Genomic DNA, 18,017 nt, shown 5'->3' with positions numbered 1-18,017 from the left:
AGGAAGGATATGAGAATGATCTCCATCATCAATCTACACACATTTTCCCCTCTACGTTCACTACCTCATTGGGCTGGTTCTGAAAATATCAGCCGCAATTGTCTGTAGCAAAGGTTGTTGCCTTATGATCGAGTCTGCCAAGTGAAATTGGATCAGTGCCCGGTCCAGGTTTTGATTTTTTCTGGATGTTTTAAAGTATCTATTCCCACAGAGGTGGTCGGTAAAGAAGCGAATACCGAGCTCAAAGCTTATCAGACCGGCTGCATCCGAAAGGAGCTGGAGGTCGGCATCACCCAGCAGTGATGCTGCTACTGAACCATATCCTTTAAGGATAGCTGCAAAATAATCAGCCGAAAAAACTGTTCCCTTTGGATTATCATGTTCCTCTCCCTGTCGGTTGCAGCAGGAACGCAGACAATCGCCCAAATCATGGAGAAGAAGCCCGGCTTGCACCGTGTCCAGGTCGATAATACTGATCACAATGTCGTCATTTTCGGCAAAGAGAAAGTTGGACGCTTTGGGGTCGCCGTGTATTACCAGGCGGGTGAGGGTATCTGTTCTTTCTGCAAAGGTTGCGGCTATGTCTCGCATCTGCCCAATAAATTGAATGCAGGTAATTTCTTCAAGGGTATTTACGGCAGAGCGTCGGCTGATCCGGTCATATTTTTCCAGGTAGGAAAGTGTATCATGAAATCCTGGTAAAGGCTCTTGCAGCCGATCCTGATCCACATCGGCCAGGATCGTGTGAAACCGGCCAAGCATACGGCCAATCTGGTAGGCCTGCTGTGTCGATTCCAGTTCCTCAACCGTACGTGAGCCTTCAATATAGGTGAGCAGGCGCCAGCCATTTTTATCGGGATCAATAAAGAGATCCTCGCCATCGGGATTGGTATACAGCGAAAGGAAGGGGACGTGAACCTCTGCTTGTTGTGACCATGCGTGGAGGCAATTGGTTATAAGGCGTATGTTGTGCATAACGCATTGGGGATCTGGAAATACAGCAGCAGGTAAACGCTGCAAGACAAGCCGTTCTTTCGAATTAAGAGTTACCAGCCAGGTGTCATTGATTTTTCCCAGACCAAGTGGGCGCAGGCTTATTTGTGGCTGGTTTTGCAGGAAAAACGCAAGTATTTTTTCCGGGGCCATCATAGTTTTCCTGCTCATTACCTCTGCTTACCTTGTTTAACGTCATCCGGAGCAGGATATTTAAGGTGATTAAGTGCTACTTTTTTGGCCACAGCTTCCAGCAGGTCAATCCCCAGGCAGTCAGCCATTCGTGTGAGATACATGAGGACATCCGCCATTTCGTAAGCAACTTCCTGTTGCTCGTCTTGGGTAAGGTTCCCGCTCTGTTGCTCTGTTTTCCATTGAAAGTGCTCCAGCAGTTCTGCGGCTTCAACGCTCAGAGCTGCTGCAAGATTTTTAGGAGAATGGTATTGCTCCCAGTCCCTCTCCCTTGCAAATCGGCGGAGGTAGAGGGACAATTCCTGGAGGTCTGTAAAGGTTGTGGTGAGGCGTACTGGGTTCATATTCTGTGATAAGACGGAATTTACTGGGTTGCTTTCGGGTCGATTCAGTTCACGACTCGTGCAGGATTGCCGGCTAAAAATGTGGTTATATTGTCAACAGTCTGGGAGACAATCCTTTCTCTGGCCTGATAGCTCCCCCAGGCGCAGTGAGGAGTGATAATCAGGTTGGGAATATCGGCAGCTAAAAGCGGGTTGGTTGATTCCGGTGGTTCTTTGGTAAGCACGTCCGTTGCTGCACCGGCAATGATACCAGCACGCAGGGCATCAGCAAGGGCTGTCTCCTCAACAATGCCTCCTCGAGCTGCATTGATAAGAAAACTGGTCGGCTTCATCAGTTGGAGGGCGTCTCTATCAATCAGGTTGCGGGTCTGGTCAGTAAGGGGACAATGGAGGGTCAACACGTCCACCTTAGGGAGCAGTTCAACGAGTGGAATTCTTCCATCTTGGCTGGTACCTGGACGCTGACCCAGCAGGATGTACATACCGAATGCTTCTCCAATTCGTGCAACCCCCTTGCCCAGGTTACCATACCCCATAATCCCCAGAGTTCTGCCTTTGAGCTCGACGATGGGATAATCAAGGAGACAGAATTGACTTGCCTGCTGCCATTTGCCTTGGTTCACGGCTTGGGTATAGGGTATGAGGTTGGTGTGCAGAGCCAGGATCATGGCGAAAACATGCTGGACAACGGAGTCGGTACCGTATGCCTGGCAGTTGCAGACCGTAATGCTGTTTTCCCTTGCCGCCTGGCAGTCCACATTGTCCGTTCCTGTTGCAACCAGACAGATCAGTTTAAGGTGAGGGGCGCTCTCTATAATATCACGGGAAAGCTTCACTTTGTTGATAATCACCACTTCTGCCTTGCGGATACGTTCTTCTGTTTGTTGCGGGGCGGTCTGCTCATATATCTCAAAAGTATCAAAAAGCGCTTGTAACGAGGAGAGGTCAAGGTCAGCCAGGCTTTCGCTGTCTAGAAATACGCCGTTCATGGGGTTTGCTCCTTTCCTAGGGTGATATTTCAGCTTCCTGCGTTGACATGATGCAGGAAGGGTTCAAGACCATGCCTGCTAGGGTACCATGATGGCTTGATATCTGCCACGAACAGAATTGACGAAGTAGAGCGGATATCCTTTTTCAAGCAATGCAACCGGCAATACTTTTTCTTTGATTTGCCCTGTTGCCAAGAGCTGGGCTCGGGCCGTGCCAGGAAGGAGACCGCAACGCAGAGGTGGGGTATACAGCGTACCGTCGATTTCCATGATGATATTGGCTATGGTCGCTTCGGTGAGTTCTTCCCGGTCGTTGTACAGCAGAACATCATCAGCTTTCGGACATGCTGCCCGTGCTTGTTCGTACACCGTTCTATTGGTGGTTTTGTGGTAGAGGAATCGGTCAGTTCGATCGACGGGTTCCTTGGCCAAAGAAACAGTTACCGTTTGATTTTGTTTAGGCGCAGGGAAAGATTCGTGATGGTATTGTAAGGTACCGTCTTTTTGGAGGGTGACACGGATCTTGTAATGGCTTTCTGTGAAGGTTGCAGCCAAATCTGCTAATCCTTGGACACATTTTTGTGTGTTAAAGGGGGGGTAGCCAAAATAGCGTGCCGATGCCCTAATACGGCTGCAATGTTCTTCAAGGAGGGTGTATTTTTGTTCTTTGCTCCAGTGTATGGTCTCCAGCAGCGCAAAGGATGCAGGTTGAGGGTCACATATCCTGGTTTTGGTCCTGCATTCCTGTAACTCTTCCAATGGGTCAGAGTCCCACACAATCCCGCTGCCGACCCCGTATTCGAGTTGTTCCTGTTGCCGATCGTAGAGCAAGGTTCGGATAGCGACATTGAACTGTGCTCGCCTTCCAGGAAGGAGGAACCCCATGGTGCCTGTATAGATACGCCTGGGAGTGGTCTCCAGTTGGGCGATGATTTCCATGGTACGGGCTTTGGGGGCTCCGGTAATGGATGCCGGGGGAAATAATCCCTTCAGGATACCCGTAAAAGGTGCCCTGGTTTCCGCCTCCACAGTGGTGGTCATTTGCAACAGGGTGGGATACTGTTCAATGGTAAACATTTCAGGAACCCTGAGCGACCCTTGATCAGCAATACGGCTGATATCATTTCGCACCATATCCGCGATCATGACATTTTCCGCACGGTTTTTTACCGAGGTATATAGCTGCTGTGCTAAGTGCGCATCTGCTTCACTGTTAATACCGCGCGGAGCTGTGCCCTTCATCGGGCGGGAAACAATATGCTGCCTGTCCAGGCTGAAAAACAATTCAGGTGAGCCACTCGTGATCAACCACTCCGGCGTGGAAATACAACCGCCAAAGTAGGGCGGTTGCTGATTGAGCATAGAAAGCAGTCCTTGCACATTTTTCGCAACGAGTTTGGCGTGTTGGCGAAAGGTATAATTTACCTGATAGGTATCGCCATTGGCTATTAGCTGCTTAATGAGAGCAATGGCATGTTTATACTCATCGTCACTGACTGTCGGTACCCAGGATAGAGTTGGCAGGCTTCGCTCTTTTGGCTGCCTGCCATGGACAGGTCCATCATAAATGCCGAACCAGAGGAGCGGGAATCCTGAGGTGTCTCTGTTGACGACCAGTGCATCGTCAAAGGCCGGCGAAGCCTCGTAACTGATCCATCCTGCCGCAGCATACCCCTGCTGGTCCACCCGATGCTCAACCGTTGCCAACAGAGGGAGAACATCATCAACGGTGTGGGCGACCAGTACCTCCAGGGGTGAGGAAAAACGCAGCCACTTTCCGGCAGCATCATCAAAGAAAAGAGCTTGGTTTTTCCACATAGCCGGTTCAATCCTTAAGTAACCGTTAACCTGGAGCCTACTACTTGGCCCGGATTTCTCATCAGTTCAGGCGGTGCCAGGTTCAAAGTTTTTGGCAGTAAATTATAGTCGGCTATCGGAGTCTACGCTTACCTTTTACTGCCAAAATACTGAAGAAGATGGTACCGCATGGACTGACCTTTGGTGAACATTGTGAAAATTTACAATTCCATCTATTTATTCTTAGTATAATGAAATTCTTGCCAATTGAACATATTGACACAATGTTCATGAGAGATTCGGGTTAGTCCTGCTCTAGTTGAAAAGTACCAGCTTCTATTTCTTTGTCAATTTCAGTCAATGCCCGCTTCATTTGTTTGAGTGCCTGTCTGATGCGATTTTCATTTTCAACCAGTGCAAGGCGAAGGTAACCATCTCCTTCCTCACCAAATCCTGCTCCTGGGGCGACGGCAACATTGGCCCTGTTCATCATTTCAACTGCAAAGCGGATAGAACCCATTTGCGCGTAAGGTTCCGGGATTTTTACCCAGAGAAACATGCCTGCCTTGGGAATATCCACATCCCAGCCCATCCGCAGAAGGACTTCACACATCACGTCCCTGCGACTCTGGTAAAGGGTGGCCTGTTCCTGGATGGTATCATCACAGTCTCGCATGGCCACGATACCTGCTATCTGGATGGCAGAAAAAATACCATAGTCATAATACCCTTTTATTTTTGACAATCCATCAATCATCTCCTTGTTGCCCACGCAATATCCCAACCGCCAACCGGCCATGTTATAGGATTTTGAAAAGGACCCGAATTCCACCCCAACATCCTGAGCTCCCGGAACCTCTAGAAAACTAGGTGCGACATAACCATCATAAGTTATCCGTGAGTAGGCAAAATCGTTGATCACCATGAAATTGTGCTTTTTGGCAAGGACAACAATTTCTTTGAAAAAATCCTTGGTGGCAAGGATGCCGGTCGGGTTGTGCGGATAGTTCAGCATCACCAGTTTGGGGCCGGGATAGAGAGATTTACACATAGTGCTGATCTGTTGCAGGGATTCCTCCTCAGAATTTAAGGATATCCTGAGGACATTGGCACCGGCAATGACAGCGGCATAGACATGGATGGGAAAGGCAGGTGCCGGTACGAGTACCGTGTCGCCAGGTCCCAGCAGGGCAAGACAGAGATGGGAGATACCTTCTTTGGAGCCTATGGTACATATGACATCATCAATCCCATTGAGGTCCACATCATAGTTCCGCTTGTAATACAGAGCGATTTCACGTTTGAGATTCTTCATCCCGCCGGCTGCAGGATAGCGATGGGTCTTTGGGTCCATGGCAACATTACAGAGTTTTTCCGTCACTTGCTGTGGAGCCGGGTCTACCGGATTGCCCATGCCAAGATCGATGACATCTTCACCCTTCCATCGTTTTTCCATCTTTATTTTGTTGATCATGCCAAAGAGATAGGGCGGCAGGTGATTCATGCGATCAGCAAATTTGAATTTTCGTTCTTCACTCATAGTGTATTCTCCTTCCAGGCGATTGTAGATGATATCCTGCCATTAGGCATCCTTTGCTCAGGCTCATGAAAACAAAAAAAGCCTGAACCGTTTCGGTCCAGGCTTGAAAGACGCCATGGACCGGAGAGATGGTCCAAATGGCGTTTGACTGCTGTGTGGTGTTACCAGGGAGCCGTCGGATGCCAGTGAACCATGTTCCTGGCTGCCGCCGCCCCAGCGTAATATTTAGGGAGCATTTGCAAAATTTATAATCAGTGTAATATGAAAAGTTATAATAAGCAGGGAGTAAGATACGAGATGAGGCGCGGCCTGTCAATACAAGGTTAATGGAGTAATACTTATTTTTGCTGAAATATCAGATTCCTGAGTAAGTCGGAAAGGTCCCGCTGGTCCAGGCGGTGTAGTCCCAGGGCATGAGCGGCAGCCAGCGCTTGGTGGTAGTGTTTGGTGGTGATCGTGTGCTGCAGCTCGGGAAAGTGAGTCGTGTCGCCGCATGGATGATACTGATCCATTATATTAACATAGGTGTTGCGGGAAATTTGATTGGCAATAAAGGCAAGTATCTCTTCTGTTTCCTGCTCTTTGCCCGGCATCAGCAGGTGCCTGACCAATAGCCCACTGGTTGCAAGCCCTTGGTCATTTATCTGTAAATCGCCAACCTGTTGGTGCATGGAACGTAATGATTCCCGGGCGCGTTGGGGGTAATCAGGTGCTTTAGCCCAACGATTACTCGTCGCAATCTCCCAAAATTTGAAATCAGGCATATAGATGTCGATCACCCCGTCGAGCAGGGCTAACGTCTCAACTGAATCGTACCCGCTGCAATTGTAAACAATGGGAATCTGCAGCCCGTTTGCTGATGCATGGACAAGTGCTGCTAAAATTTGTGGGACGACATGGCTTGGAGTGACCAGGTTGATGTTGTGGCACCCTCTATTTTGCAGTTCGATCATGATGGCGGCCAGTGCCTGATCATCCACTGCTTGGCTGCCATCGGTTGTATGGCTTATATCAAAGTTCTGACAAAAGCAGCAGAGGAGACTGCAGCCGGCAAAAAAGATGGTGCCGGATCCTTTGCTGCCGACAAGAGGCTGTTCTTCTCCAAAGTGAGGTCCATAGCTCGCAACAAGCGCCTTTTCGCCGGTCTTGCATAAGCCATGTTCTCCCTTGAGCCGGTTGACTGTACATTTCCGGGGGCAAAGGGTGCAGCGATTAAGGAGTGCATGCGCCTGATCGGCACGTTGCTGGAGTTGGCCGGATGCAAACAAGGTCTGTGATCGAGTAGTCATTGCTGATTAGGAGGTAGTTGGAGCCTTTACCCTGGCGGCAAGCTTCCTGGTTAGCCGAACAAGGGCTGGTGAGCGATCATGACGGTCGATTTTTACATCGATGATGGTGAAACCGTCGATATATTCCAGGGCCTTTTTCAATGCCTGTTGCAGATCGTATTCTGTGTGCACTGCAAAACCTTTTCCGCAGCCTAGTATATCCGGTATTTTGCTGAATGCCCATGGATGAACGTCATTAAAAGAACCGTCCAGCATGGGTCGTTCGGTACTGTAGCCGTCGTTGTTGAGGACCACCACAATGGGATTAAGCTTGTAACGGGCGATTGCTGATAATTCCATTCCTGTCATTTGAAAGGCGCCGTCTCCGACCAGCACCAGCGGTCGGGCATACGGGTTGGCCAGTTGTGCGCCCAGTGCTCCCGGAACTGAAAAACCAAGCGAAGCGTAGTAGGCTGGTGAAAGAAAATCGGTGGCGTTGTGGACAAAGAGATCGTTGGCACCAAAAAGGGCGTCACCGACATCGGCGATGACTATGGTATCTTCTTGGATGAAGCCGTTGAGATGCTGAAAAAGGGTGGCCACAGTGATTGGCTTTTTGGGCGCTGGATAGGGGACAGGTTCTGGTGCCGGTGCTTTGGGCAGAGTCTCTATCGTCCTTGGAGTGATTGGTGCCTGGCGCAGTGCAGACAGAAATTCTGTGAAGACGACCTTCTCGTAACGATGGTAGCGGATGGCTATTTTCTCACTGGTGGCGTGAATCGCCTTGTTGGGATCAATGGTGGTGGTGAAAAGGCCCAGGTTGAGGTCGGTAAGAAAAGTACCCAGCATAATCAGGCAGTCACTTGATTCAACGTATTGGGTCACTTCCTCTCTGCCGCCTTCAAATACACCGAGGTAATAGTCCTCTGTGTCGGGAACGACCGACTTGGCAAGCATGGTGGCGGCAATGGGGATGCCCTTCTCCCTTGCCAGCCCTGTCACTGTTTCCTGCAGGCCAAATCTATGAATTTCAACACCTGCGAGGATAACCGGTTTTTTTGCCCTGTTAATGAGTGTTGTCGCTTCCTCTATCGACTCTTTCAGAGCGTCCTGGAGACTTGTTTCTTCTGTGATATCTTCTTCCTGGTGCGGAAAAAAAGGAGAAAACACAATATCCCTGGGCAGTTCGATATATACCGGTCGTTTATACTTTATAGCTGTTTTTATGGCTCTATCGATTTCTCTTTGCGCAGTTTGGGGCGAGGTGATAACTGTTGAGAAGACGGTAAACTGTTCAAATACGCGAATTTGGGCGCTGAAGTCTGTTATCTGGTGGTGCAGAAGGCCTTGGTGGCCTCGTTCCGTTAATCCTGGGCTGCCGCTGATAACAACCACTGGAGATTTTTCAGCATATGCCTGGGCTGTGGTGTTGGCAATCTTGAGCCCTCCTACTCCATAGGTAACACAAACAGCGCCTAGACCACTTATACGGGCATAGGCATCTGCTGCAAACCCTGCACCCTGTTCATCGCAGGTGTTGATTATGTCAATGGCTGGACTTTTTTCAACCATGTCGTAAAAACCCAGCACATAATCGCCTGGAATACCAAACATATGGCGAACTCCAGCCTGATGCAATTTTTCGATAAGGTAATCACCGATAGTTATCTTCTTTGTCATGGTACCTCCTGGAGTGAAAGGTCTTCAGGTCGAAGTAAGATCCTATATATTTCAAAGTATATAACAGGACCGTTCGCTTGTCTATATAGCGGCCTTTTCAGAAAAGGCTGGTATAAACAAGGCTTTTGCAGGCATTTCTGCGAGCTGGAAAAGAAGCTTTTCTTTGTTAGGTTGCAAGAGAAGTTGCCGGATCTTTTCATATCGTTTATCGTCGAATAACGATTTGTTGGTTATGGTATCTATTTTAATGAGGGTACATAAGTTGTGGATGGATTAAACGACAGGCAACTTGCGGCTGTCTGTAAAGCCTTGGCACACCCTGCCAGAATAAAGATAATCAAACAGCTACTGCGGGAGAAAGGTTGCGTGTGTGGGAGAATTGTGCAACTACAGCCCCTGGCACAGTCAACGGTAAGTCAGCATCTTAAGATATTAAAGGATGCAGGATTGGTAAAGGGAGAGATTACAGGTAAAATGACCTGTTATTGCGTTAATAAACCTGTTTTGGTACGGGCTATCGACAGTATGTCATCTTTGATGGACTCGTAAAAAGTCCATCACACACTAAAGATGGCTAGGTACAAAAGTTCGATATACAAGGCGCAGTTTTTTGCCCGAGGCTTTGACTATACATATGGTAGTCAGGGCTTCGGGCAAAACTTGCAATACCGTAGATCAGACTTTTTACGACGCCATCATCCTTAACAGGATTGGAAAAACTACATGCATGATGGAAAAATGATAGAATTGCAAAAGTTGCAACCGAAACCGGTAATTCCGATTGCAGCAGAGCGGGAGGCGCCGTGCTGAGGACCTAAACAGGAGCCCCGGGCCGGGGTTGACCAACGAGCAGGTTATTGTATTGAGCCTTTTGTGGAGCAGTTTATGGCAACCTCTATAGGCTCTGTACCGAAGGTCTTCACGATTCCGTCGGTCCGTGATCGATATGAAACAGTGCTGGCAAGGGTGGGAACCATACGCAATACCTATGCGATTGCTCCCGGAATCTACGCTGTAGGATCGCCGACATCCACTTCTCCGGTACTTGTATCTGCAAACTATAAGTTATCATTTGATACCCTTCGTTTTCACTTGGCCGGTTTTTCAGCGTGGATTTTGGTGCTTGATACAAGGGGGATCAATGTATGGTGTGCAGCAGGTAAGCAAACATTTTCCACCCAGGAAATAGTGATGAGCCTTGAGCGCTACCGGGTAGAGCAGCTGGTTGACCATCAACAGATTATCGTTCCCCAGCTGGCAGCCGTTGCGGTCAGTGCTCACGAGGTGAAAAAGCGGAGCGGATTTACAGTAATCTTTGGCCCGGTGCGGGCAAGTGCGCTGCAGGAGTTTGTCGCCAATGGAAACCAGGCTGACGAGGCAATGCGTACGGTGACATTTTCCATGGCAGAAAGAATGGTCCTGGTACCAGTCGAGTTTTATCTGCTGTCCAGACAGCTGCTGGTTATTTTGTTAGTAGGAGTTGCTCTTTCGGGGATAGGACCGGATGCTTTTTCTGCTGCAGCCATGTTTGACCGGGGGGGCATTTTTGTAATAATAACAGTGGCTGCAGTGTTTAGTGGTGCCTTGGTGGTGCCTCTTTTTTTGCCATGGCTTCCTGGGCGCCAGTTTTGGATCAAAGGGCTCTTTCCTGGCTTATTGGTCGGATTGTGGTGTCTGTGGGGATGTGATACGGTTCTTAGTGATTTTGAAAAAGCAGCCATGGCCTTATGGTCCGTTGCTATCAGTTCCTACCTGGCAATGAATTTCACCGGGTCTACCCCTTTTACCTCCCCAAGTGGAGTTGAGTACGAAATGAAACGAGGACTTCTTGTTCAGTGCCTATGTGCAGCAGGGGCATTGGTTTTATGGTTATTAAGCCCTTTTGTAATTTAGAGATAAGCAGGAGGACGTGTGGATACTTTCAGATATATAGAAGGCGCAGTGACCCTGCAGTTGGATCAGGAGGCATGTATAGGGTGCGGAAGTTGTGTCGTGGTTTGTCCGCACCGGATTTTGTATCTTGAGCAACGAAAAGCGTATATAACCAACGTTGATCTCTGTATGGAGTGTGGTGCTTGTCAGGCTAATTGTCCAACAGAGGCGATAACCGTGGATCCTGGAGTCGGGTGTGCTGCCTATATTATCGCCAAGTGGGTCAACAGACTGTTAGGGCGGGAGATTGTAAAAGGCTGCTGCTGATTGGGAATCGGAAAAAGGCGAGTACAATCAAGATGAAGGGCGCGCAAGGGCACAACATGAGAAGAAGAGAGAAAAATCACATCATATCCGTGGAGGCATATGCGTAATGGCTGGGAAAACTTTGTATGATAAATTATGGGAGGCGCACCTGGTAGAGGAACGCCCTGACGGTACCTCGCTTATTTATATTGATCGCCATTTGCTCCATGAGGTGACATCACCCCAAGCTTTTGAAGGGCTGAGGCTGCAGGGGAGAAAACCCTGGAAACCGAAGGCCAACCTGGCAACTCCTGATCATAATGTACCTACTTTGTTGGCTGAAAGAAGTTCAGGTATCGAGGGTATTAAGGACCCCATCTCACGGCTTCAGGTACAGACACTTAACGAGAACTGTCGATTATTTGATATCCGTGAATTTGGTATGGGCGATGAGCGTCAGGGTATTGTTCATGTGATGGGACCGGAACAGGGGGTAACCCTGCCGGGAATGACCATTGTCTGTGGCGATTCGCACACTTCTACCCACGGTGCGCTTGGTGCATTAGCCCAGGGGATTGGGACCTCTGAAGTGGAGCATGTTCTGGCAACCCAGTGTCTTCTTCAGAAAAAAATGAAGAACATGCTGATCAAGGTTGAGGGGGAACTGGGGCCTGGAGTGACCGCCAAAGATCTGATTCTGTACATTATAGGTCAGATAGGTACAGCTGGCGGGACTGGCTATACCATTGAGTTTGGCGGATCAACTATTCGGTCTCTTTCAATGGAGGGGCGGATGACGATCTGTAATATGGCTATTGAGGCTGGGGCAAGAGCCGGTTTGGTAGCAGTTGATGAAAAAACTTTAGCCTATGTGGAAAATAAGCCTTTCGCTCCCAAGGGGGAAATGTGGGAACAGGCCAAGGCGTATTGGCAGCAGTTGGTTTCTGACGACGATGCTGAGTTCGACAAGGTGATCAACATTGATGCAACTGTCATTGAACCGCAGGTGAGTTGGGGAACATCTCCTGAAATGGTGACCGGAGTGACGGGTATTGTCCCTGATCCGGAGAAGGCCAAGACAGAAACCCAGGCTGAAGGCATCACCAGTGCTTTAAAATATATGGGATTGAAGGCAGGAGAAAAGATAACCGACATCAAACTGGATCGTGTCTTTATCGGATCTTGTACCAATTCCCGTATTGAAGACCTCCGAGCCGCAGCAGAGGTCGTGAAAGGACACAAGGTTGCAGCAACCATTAAACAGGCCATGGTCGTACCAGGATCCGGTCTGGTAAAAAAACAGGCCGAGCAGGAAGGATTGGATACAGTCTTTAAAGAGGCCGGCTTTGAGTGGCGTGAACCTGGTTGCTCCATGTGCCTTGCCATGAATGATGATAAATTGGGTAAGGGGGAACATTGCGCCTCCACTTCCAATCGTAACTTTGAGGGGCGTCAAGGTTTTGGAGGGCGTACGCATCTTGTCAGCCCATTAATGGCGGCTTGCGCAGCAATTGCAGGACACTTTGTGGATATCAGAACATGGGAGGGGGAAAAGTAATGGAAGCGTTTACCGTGCAAAAAGGGATTGTTGCCCCTATGGACCGGGCGAATGTGGATACGGATCTTATTATCCCTAAACAGTTTTTAAAATCCATTAAAAGGACAGGATTCGGCCCCAACCTGTTTGATACCTTGCGCTATATGGATGAAGGGCAACCTGGAATGGACAACAGCAACCGTCCGCTCAATACTGATTTTCCCTTAAACCAAAAGCGTTATCAAGGTGCTTCGATTCTGCTTGCCAGGGAAAATTTCGGCTGCGGTTCAAGCAGGGAGCATGCGCCGTGGGCGTTGCTGGATTATGGCATTCGGGTGATCATTGCGCCGAGTTTTGCAGACATATTTTTTAATAACTGTTTTAAAAACGGTATGCTGCCGATTGTGCAACCGGGGGAGGTCGTTGCCGCTCTTTTTGCTGAGATGTATGCAGCTCCCGGATATACTCTGGAAATTGATCTTGAGAGCGAACAGATAAAAAAACCAAGTGGAGAGATTTTATCTTTTCAAGTAGATCCTTTTCGAAAACATTGTCTTTTAAATGGTCTGGATGATATCGGTCTCACTTTAGAGAAAAAAGATGCTATTTTTGCCTATGAAGCAGAGCGTCGAAAGATAACGCCTTGGTTGTTTTCCTGATTTTTTATTTTTGAGTTATGAGTCTGTTGATTTACTAGGGTTTTGTTCAAGGTCAGGTAAGCGAAGACTCCGAGGCATGCTTGAAAAATAACCATAGGCATATATTTGATATCGGAGTCTTCGCTTACCTCCGAGGATTATTTTTTCAGCATAACGAGGTAAGCGCTAGACTCCGAGAGATTGGGCGAAAAGACAGTAAATCAACGGGCTCAGTTATGATGGGGTGCAGGTCATACAATCGTTTACCAGCACCCCTTGTTGTCGTCTCTGACCAGGCCTTTACGCAGGGTAGACAAGGCAAGCGCAGCGTATCCACATGGAATTCTTGATCATGATAGTAAGAGGCATGAAATATAGTTTGATACTGTCACTCACCATGCTTTGCCTGCTGGGGTGCCGAACTGAACCTGAGCAGGCTCTAGGGACTCTTGAGTGGGATCGAGTAAACAGCCGAATTCCAGCCAGCGAAGCCATTCTGGAAATTGCAGTTCAGGAGGGGCAGCGAGTGAATGCAGGCACCTTGCTGGTGCAGATAGATGACCGAAAAATTGCAAGTAGTTACAATGATCTTCAGGCGCGACAGGAGCAGGCGATCTGGCAGCTCAAAGAACTTAAGGCCGGGCCACGCGAGGAAATAATAGCTGAAGCCCGAGCCCGGCTGAATGCAGCTTTGGCGACCATGAAAAACAGTGATGAAAGTTATCAGCGGCAGCAGGCTCTTTTTACAACAAACTCGACAAGCAAGCAAAAGCTGGATAATGCCAGGAATACGTATTTGAATGCCGTGGGCGAGGTCAATGTCTTGTCTGCAAGCCTGGATAAACTCCTTGCCGGCTCACGAAAGGAGCAGGTTGAGCAGGCAAAATGCAGAGTAGCTTCTTTGCAGGCTCAGTTGGAACAGATGCAATTGATTCGCGATGAGTATTCAATCAGGGCTACTCGTGACGGCGTGGTTGACAGTTTACCCTTTAAATTAGGCGACAGGCCGCCGCTGAATGCGGTGGTCTGTACCATTCTTGCTGGTGAGCGCCCTTGGGCAAGGGTCTATATTCCGGAACCCTATCGATCCCAAATGCTGCCTGGATCGACTTTTCGTTTAAAAATTGATGGCCGGCAGCAGGTTTTTTCCACACGTCTTCGTTTTATTTCCTCAGTGGCTTCTTTTACACCTTACTTTGCCTTGTCTGAACGAGATCGTTCCCGGCTGTCTTATATAGCTGAACTGGAGATTATGGATCCGGAAGCCGGCAAACTTACTGCGGGTACTCCCGTACAGCTCTTGCTGGAATAATTGTGAAGAACGCTATTCAGGTGAAAGGGTTAACCAAAAGGTTTGGGCGGTTTACGGCAGTTGACAGGGTTGATATGGTGATTCCACGAGAGAGGGTCTATGGCTTTCTCGGCCCTAACGGAAGTGGAAAAACAACCGCTATACGGATGATGTGCGGCTTGCTTGAACCGTCTGCCGGGGAAATTGAAGTACTGGGAATGAAGATCCCTGAACAGACCAGACAGATCAGAAGAAAAGTCGGCTACATGACACAGAAGTTTTCTCTTTATAGCGATCTGACCATATTACAAAACATGCAGTTTATGGCGCAGATTATGGGGGTTGAAAAGAGTCAAAGAAGCGGACGTGTTCACCAGCTGCTTGATCGGTTTCATCTCAGCAGTTTCAGCAACAGACCTGCAGGTGCCCTTTCCGGAGGCCAGAAGCGAAGGTTGGCACTAGCAGCGGCTGTTATCCACCACCCCAAACTGCTGCTTCTGGATGAACCGACATCAGAAGTGGATCCAAATACGCGTAGAGAATTCTGGGATGAACTTTTTATTATGTGTGAGGGAGGAACAACGGTCCTGGTCACCACCCACCTCATGGACGAGGCAGAGCGGTGCCACCAGCTCGCTATTCTGCATGAGGGGCAAAAGGTAGCTGATGGGACACCGAAAGCCCTGAAACAGAATTTGGGGAGTAGAATATTTCAAATGGACGGACAGGACATCACGTCGGCAAGGCACTTACTCGTAGGGCTGCCGGAGGTGCTGACAACCACTAGAATAGGAGTGTCCTTACGCGTCATGCTCAGGCCTGGACAAAGAGAAGACGAAGCGTGGCTGGCTGAGCAGGTGTCTGGCTGCGATCTCTCTATCAAGACCGTTGAACCTTCGATGGAGGATGTTTTTGTCATGGTTACCCAGGAAACGGACAAAGGAGCTTGACGGTGATGTCCATGCCTGCTGCTTTTGTCAGAATTATAGCAATTTCTCGTAAGGAATTTCTTCATCTTGTCCATGATCGTTTAACGTTTGGCATGGTGGTTATGATCCCACTGTTTCAACTGGTCCTGTTTGGTTATACAATCAATACCGATGTGCGACATATTCCCGCTGCTGTTGCAGATAACTTGAATAGCGGCTTTTCCCGGCAACTGATTCTGGATTTGGAGGCAACCCAGATTTTGGATTTTAACCAAATGGCGACAAGTCCTCAGCATTTAGAAAGCCTCATTCAAGATGGAGTAGTGAGTGCTGGTTTGTATATTCCTCACGATGGAGAGCAGCGCTATTATGAAGGAGAAGGACGGCCATTGGTGCAATTACTTGTAGATGGGTCTGATACCACCTTGGCTGCGGCTGTTCGTCAGCTGAGTAATTTTTCCTTTCAGCCGGGGAGCACGGTTGCCAATCAATCGCAGTCGCAGCAGATAGCAGTACGCCTGCTCTATAATCCGGAAAGAAGGGCAGCCTTATTTACGGTGCCTGGATTGCTTGGTGTTATTCTTACCATGACCATGGTGATGTTTACCTCAATCGCCATTGTTAGAGAGCGGGAGCGGGGTAATATGGAGTTGCTTATTACCACACCGGTACGAAATCTTGAACTGATGCTGGGGAAAATCATACCCTACATCGGCATTGGGCTTATACAGGTGTCTGTCATTCTGTTCCTTGGCGTTTTGCTGTTCAATATTCCCGTGGCCGGCAAACTGCTTGCTATCTACACTGTCTGCCTAATCTTTATTGTTGCCAACCTTACTTTGGGCTTGACTATCTCGACCCTGGCTCGCAATCAATTGGCTGCAATGCAGATGTTTATCTTTATATTTCTTCCCTCCATGCTGCTTTCAGGGTTTATGTTTCCCTTTGTGGCTATGCCGAAAATTGCTCAGCTGTTGGCAGAAATATTGCCATTAACCCATTTTCTTCGTATTATCAGGGGAATCGTTCTCAGAGGAGAAACGTTAAACGGAGTCGCGATTGATATATTATATCTGATTGGATTCGCAATGTTTTTTCTGTTGGTCAGTGCCGTTCGTTTTTCAAAACGGCTTGATTAAATTTCAGGCAAGAGAAAATTTGATTTCATCGTCTACTGTGCAAAACAGAATGGAATGACAGTTGGCGACCAAAAGGAGATTGCGTGTAATTTAAAAAAGGCAACACAATGGTTATGAAAAATCGTGAATAAGGCATAAGATGAGCGACGAGTCAAGGTTCAGAGAAACGGTATTGAAGGGGAAAGAGGGCGCGTCAAGTGCCTTGGAAAATGAAAAGACGTCGTAAAACAAAGTTATTACGACGTCTTCACAGCATAACTATAAGGGGAAATGAGAGATTGTTTGCAGGCCGGAACAAAAAATAATTTTGCTGAGTAACTAGATCGGTCCTATATTTCCGGTGGAGCCTCTTCGTTCAGGTCTTCACTAATTTCACTTTCATCATCGTCATCATCATCGATGTATTTGTCTTCGACTTCTTCTTCTTCATCCGGCGAAATTTCCGGTGTGGGTTTATCTTCCTGGACACGGATAGCTTTAGGAATTTTTGATTCAGGAAGGACGAATTCCCTGATTTTTTCAATTTCTTCCTGCAGTCCAGCGTCTGCTCGGCAGGTTTCACATTCCTTGATATGTTGATCAACAAACTGCATCATGCGTGCCGGGGCCATGGTTTCTTGCTTGACGCGAAGGTACCAGTCTTTGATCAGGCGAATCAGTCGTTCACATTCCATAAATAGCTCGGGAAAACTCCAACCCAGTGGTATCTAAAATTTAATAGAGAAATTACTTTACGATTGGGCGTGATTATAATAAAAAGTTGTTTTTAAGGTCAATAGATATTACTCTGAAATTTTAAAATGGAAGTGGAAAGGGCACTGGTGGCTCTCCCGGACTTCAAATCCGGTGTAGCGGGTGAACAGCTTGCTAGGTGGGTTCGATTCCCATGCACTTCCGCCATTTATCGTGTTATTTCAACACATTCTCCCTGTAGAACAGTATCCAGCGATTGTCCCGAATTGTCACAGCTATTGCGCCTAATCTGCCTTATTTACAGATGGAACAATAATGCAATGCGGAAAGAAAAAAGAACCTTTTTTTGTGGGAGGACGAAGATTTGAACCTTATGCCTCAGCTGAATGGGTAAAACACACAGGGGAAATCTTCAGGGTGTGATACACATTGGGATTCTGAACGAGGGGGCAAACCCTTAACCTTATCCAATATAAGGGGAGTTGATTCTAGAAAGCTATCTCAAGGCATTCAGCCGAGAGCCGGACGAAAACTCATTATGCCTACTCTTCTTCAAGGCCTGAAACTCTAAAGACACCATCCAATAGTCACCTGGAACATCCATCAGGCAACTGGGAAGGTTCATATTCAATTAGAATCAATCAACAATGGAGAGTCTGTTTTAGATTCGAAGGTGGCAATGGGGTGCATCCGACGTTTATGGAATCATTTAACACGCCGAATCCTCTTCTCTCGTGAGACCCTTTTTTCCTGCGCACTTTTCTCATACTGATCAAAGAACGAATCAAATTTTGAGTTATACTTGGCGC

The 18,017-nt window shown here is 48.0% G+C and carries 17 protein-coding genes and 1 tRNA gene; 10 read left to right on the top strand and 8 right to left on the bottom strand.

Going from position 1 to position 18,017, the window contains the following annotated elements:
• Positions 1-60 precede the first annotated feature (60 nt).
• The 7 genes from JWH17_RS12930 to JWH17_RS12900 all read right to left on the bottom strand — a co-directional run bounded on the left by JWH17_RS12930 (position 61) and on the right by JWH17_RS12900 (position 8,803).
• On the bottom strand, positions 61-1,164 hold the full coding sequence (locus JWH17_RS12930) for a phosphotransferase enzyme family protein (protein WP_205223041.1): 1,104 nt from the start codon (positions 1,162-1,164) through the stop codon (positions 61-63).
• A complete protein-coding gene (locus JWH17_RS12925; protein ID WP_205223040.1) occupies positions 1,164-1,529 on the bottom strand; it encodes a nucleotide pyrophosphohydrolase in 366 nt (121 codons plus the stop codon). Before JWH17_RS12925 ends, JWH17_RS12930 begins: the two co-directional genes overlap by 1 nt.
• Before the next feature lie 44 nt (positions 1,530-1,573).
• Positions 1,574-2,518: a 2-hydroxyacid dehydrogenase gene (locus JWH17_RS12920; protein ID WP_205223039.1), complete on the bottom strand. Its 945-nt coding sequence runs from the start codon at positions 2,516-2,518 to the stop codon at positions 1,574-1,576.
• A gap of 78 nt (positions 2,519-2,596) precedes the next feature.
• Positions 2,597-4,336 carry a chorismate-binding protein gene (locus JWH17_RS12915; RefSeq protein ID WP_205223038.1) on the bottom strand — a complete coding sequence of 580 codons (1,740 nt, stop codon included), beginning with the start codon at positions 4,334-4,336 and terminating at the stop codon, positions 2,597-2,599.
• Positions 4,337-4,619: 283 nt separating this feature from the next.
• Positions 4,620-5,855 carry an aminotransferase class I/II-fold pyridoxal phosphate-dependent enzyme gene (locus JWH17_RS12910; RefSeq protein ID WP_205223037.1) on the bottom strand — a complete coding sequence of 412 codons (1,236 nt, stop codon included), beginning with the start codon at positions 5,853-5,855 and terminating at the stop codon, positions 4,620-4,622.
• 338 nt (positions 5,856-6,193) lie between these two features.
• Positions 6,194-7,144, bottom strand: coding sequence for a radical SAM protein (locus JWH17_RS12905; RefSeq protein WP_205223036.1), 951 nt, complete (start codon positions 7,142-7,144; stop codon positions 6,194-6,196).
• Between the two features lie 6 nt (positions 7,145-7,150).
• Complete coding sequence (locus JWH17_RS12900; protein ID WP_205223035.1) at positions 7,151-8,803, bottom strand: alpha-keto acid decarboxylase family protein; 1,653 nt, start codon at positions 8,801-8,803, stop codon at positions 7,151-7,153.
• Between the two features lie 264 nt (positions 8,804-9,067).
• Here JWH17_RS12900 and JWH17_RS24640 point away from each other — a divergent pair, with 264 nt between their 5' ends.
• The 8 genes from JWH17_RS24640 to JWH17_RS12860 all read left to right on the top strand — a co-directional run bounded on the left by JWH17_RS24640 (position 9,068) and on the right by JWH17_RS12860 (position 16,515).
• Positions 9,068-9,352, top strand: coding sequence for an ArsR/SmtB family transcription factor (locus tag JWH17_RS24640; protein ID WP_205223034.1), 285 nt, complete (start codon positions 9,068-9,070; stop codon positions 9,350-9,352).
• 174 nt (positions 9,353-9,526) lie between these two features.
• Complete coding sequence (gene hgcA, locus JWH17_RS12890) at positions 9,527-10,696, top strand: mercury methylation corrinoid protein HgcA (RefSeq protein ID WP_250697405.1); 1,170 nt, start codon at positions 9,527-9,529, stop codon at positions 10,694-10,696.
• A gap of 18 nt (positions 10,697-10,714) precedes the next feature.
• Complete coding sequence (gene hgcB / locus JWH17_RS12885) at positions 10,715-11,002, top strand: mercury methylation ferredoxin HgcB (RefSeq protein WP_205223032.1); 288 nt, start codon at positions 10,715-10,717, stop codon at positions 11,000-11,002.
• A 106-nt stretch (positions 11,003-11,108) separates the two neighbouring features.
• Positions 11,109-12,539: a 3-isopropylmalate dehydratase large subunit gene (gene leuC, locus JWH17_RS12880; RefSeq protein ID WP_205223031.1), complete on the top strand. Its 1,431-nt coding sequence runs from the start codon at positions 11,109-11,111 to the stop codon at positions 12,537-12,539.
• Positions 12,539-13,177, top strand: a complete 639-nt coding sequence (leuD, locus tag JWH17_RS12875) for a 3-isopropylmalate dehydratase small subunit (protein ID WP_205223030.1) — start codon at positions 12,539-12,541, stop codon at positions 13,175-13,177. Before leuC ends, leuD begins: the two co-directional genes overlap by 1 nt.
• 346 nt (positions 13,178-13,523) lie before the next feature.
• Complete coding sequence (locus tag JWH17_RS12870; RefSeq protein ID WP_205223029.1) at positions 13,524-14,468, top strand: HlyD family secretion protein; 945 nt, start codon at positions 13,524-13,526, stop codon at positions 14,466-14,468.
• A gap of 14 nt (positions 14,469-14,482) precedes the next feature.
• Positions 14,483-15,397 (top strand): ABC transporter ATP-binding protein, encoded by a 915-nt coding sequence (locus tag JWH17_RS12865; RefSeq protein WP_369125058.1) that lies wholly within the window; start codon positions 14,483-14,485, stop codon positions 15,395-15,397.
• An 11-nt stretch (positions 15,398-15,408) separates the two neighbouring features.
• On the top strand, positions 15,409-16,515 hold the full coding sequence (locus JWH17_RS12860; RefSeq protein ID WP_205223104.1) for an ABC transporter permease: 1,107 nt from the start codon (positions 15,409-15,411) through the stop codon (positions 16,513-16,515).
• A 329-nt stretch (positions 16,516-16,844) separates the two neighbouring features.
• Here JWH17_RS12860 and JWH17_RS12855 read toward each other — a convergent pair whose 3' ends face one another.
• Positions 16,845-17,189, bottom strand: a complete 345-nt coding sequence (locus JWH17_RS12855) for a hypothetical protein (RefSeq protein ID WP_205223027.1) — start codon at positions 17,187-17,189, stop codon at positions 16,845-16,847.
• A 128-nt stretch (positions 17,190-17,317) separates the two neighbouring features.
• On the opposite strand from JWH17_RS12855, the gene JWH17_RS12850 reads away from it, so the two are divergent.
• Positions 17,318-17,415: transfer RNA gene (locus JWH17_RS12850), tRNA-Sec, on the top strand.
• A gap of 291 nt (positions 17,416-17,706) precedes the next feature.
• Positions 17,707-17,946 carry a type II toxin-antitoxin system RelE/ParE family toxin gene (locus JWH17_RS24635; RefSeq protein ID WP_205223103.1) on the top strand — a complete coding sequence of 80 codons (240 nt, stop codon included), beginning with the start codon at positions 17,707-17,709 and terminating at the stop codon, positions 17,944-17,946.
• Positions 17,947-18,017: the final 71 nt, after the last annotated feature.

The sequence above is a fragment of the Desulfogranum marinum genome (assembly GCF_016918565.1).
Taxonomy (GTDB): domain Bacteria; phylum Desulfobacterota; class Desulfobulbia; order Desulfobulbales; family Desulfobulbaceae; genus Desulfogranum; species Desulfogranum marinum.
This window is presented reverse-complemented; position numbering and strand designations above follow the sequence as displayed.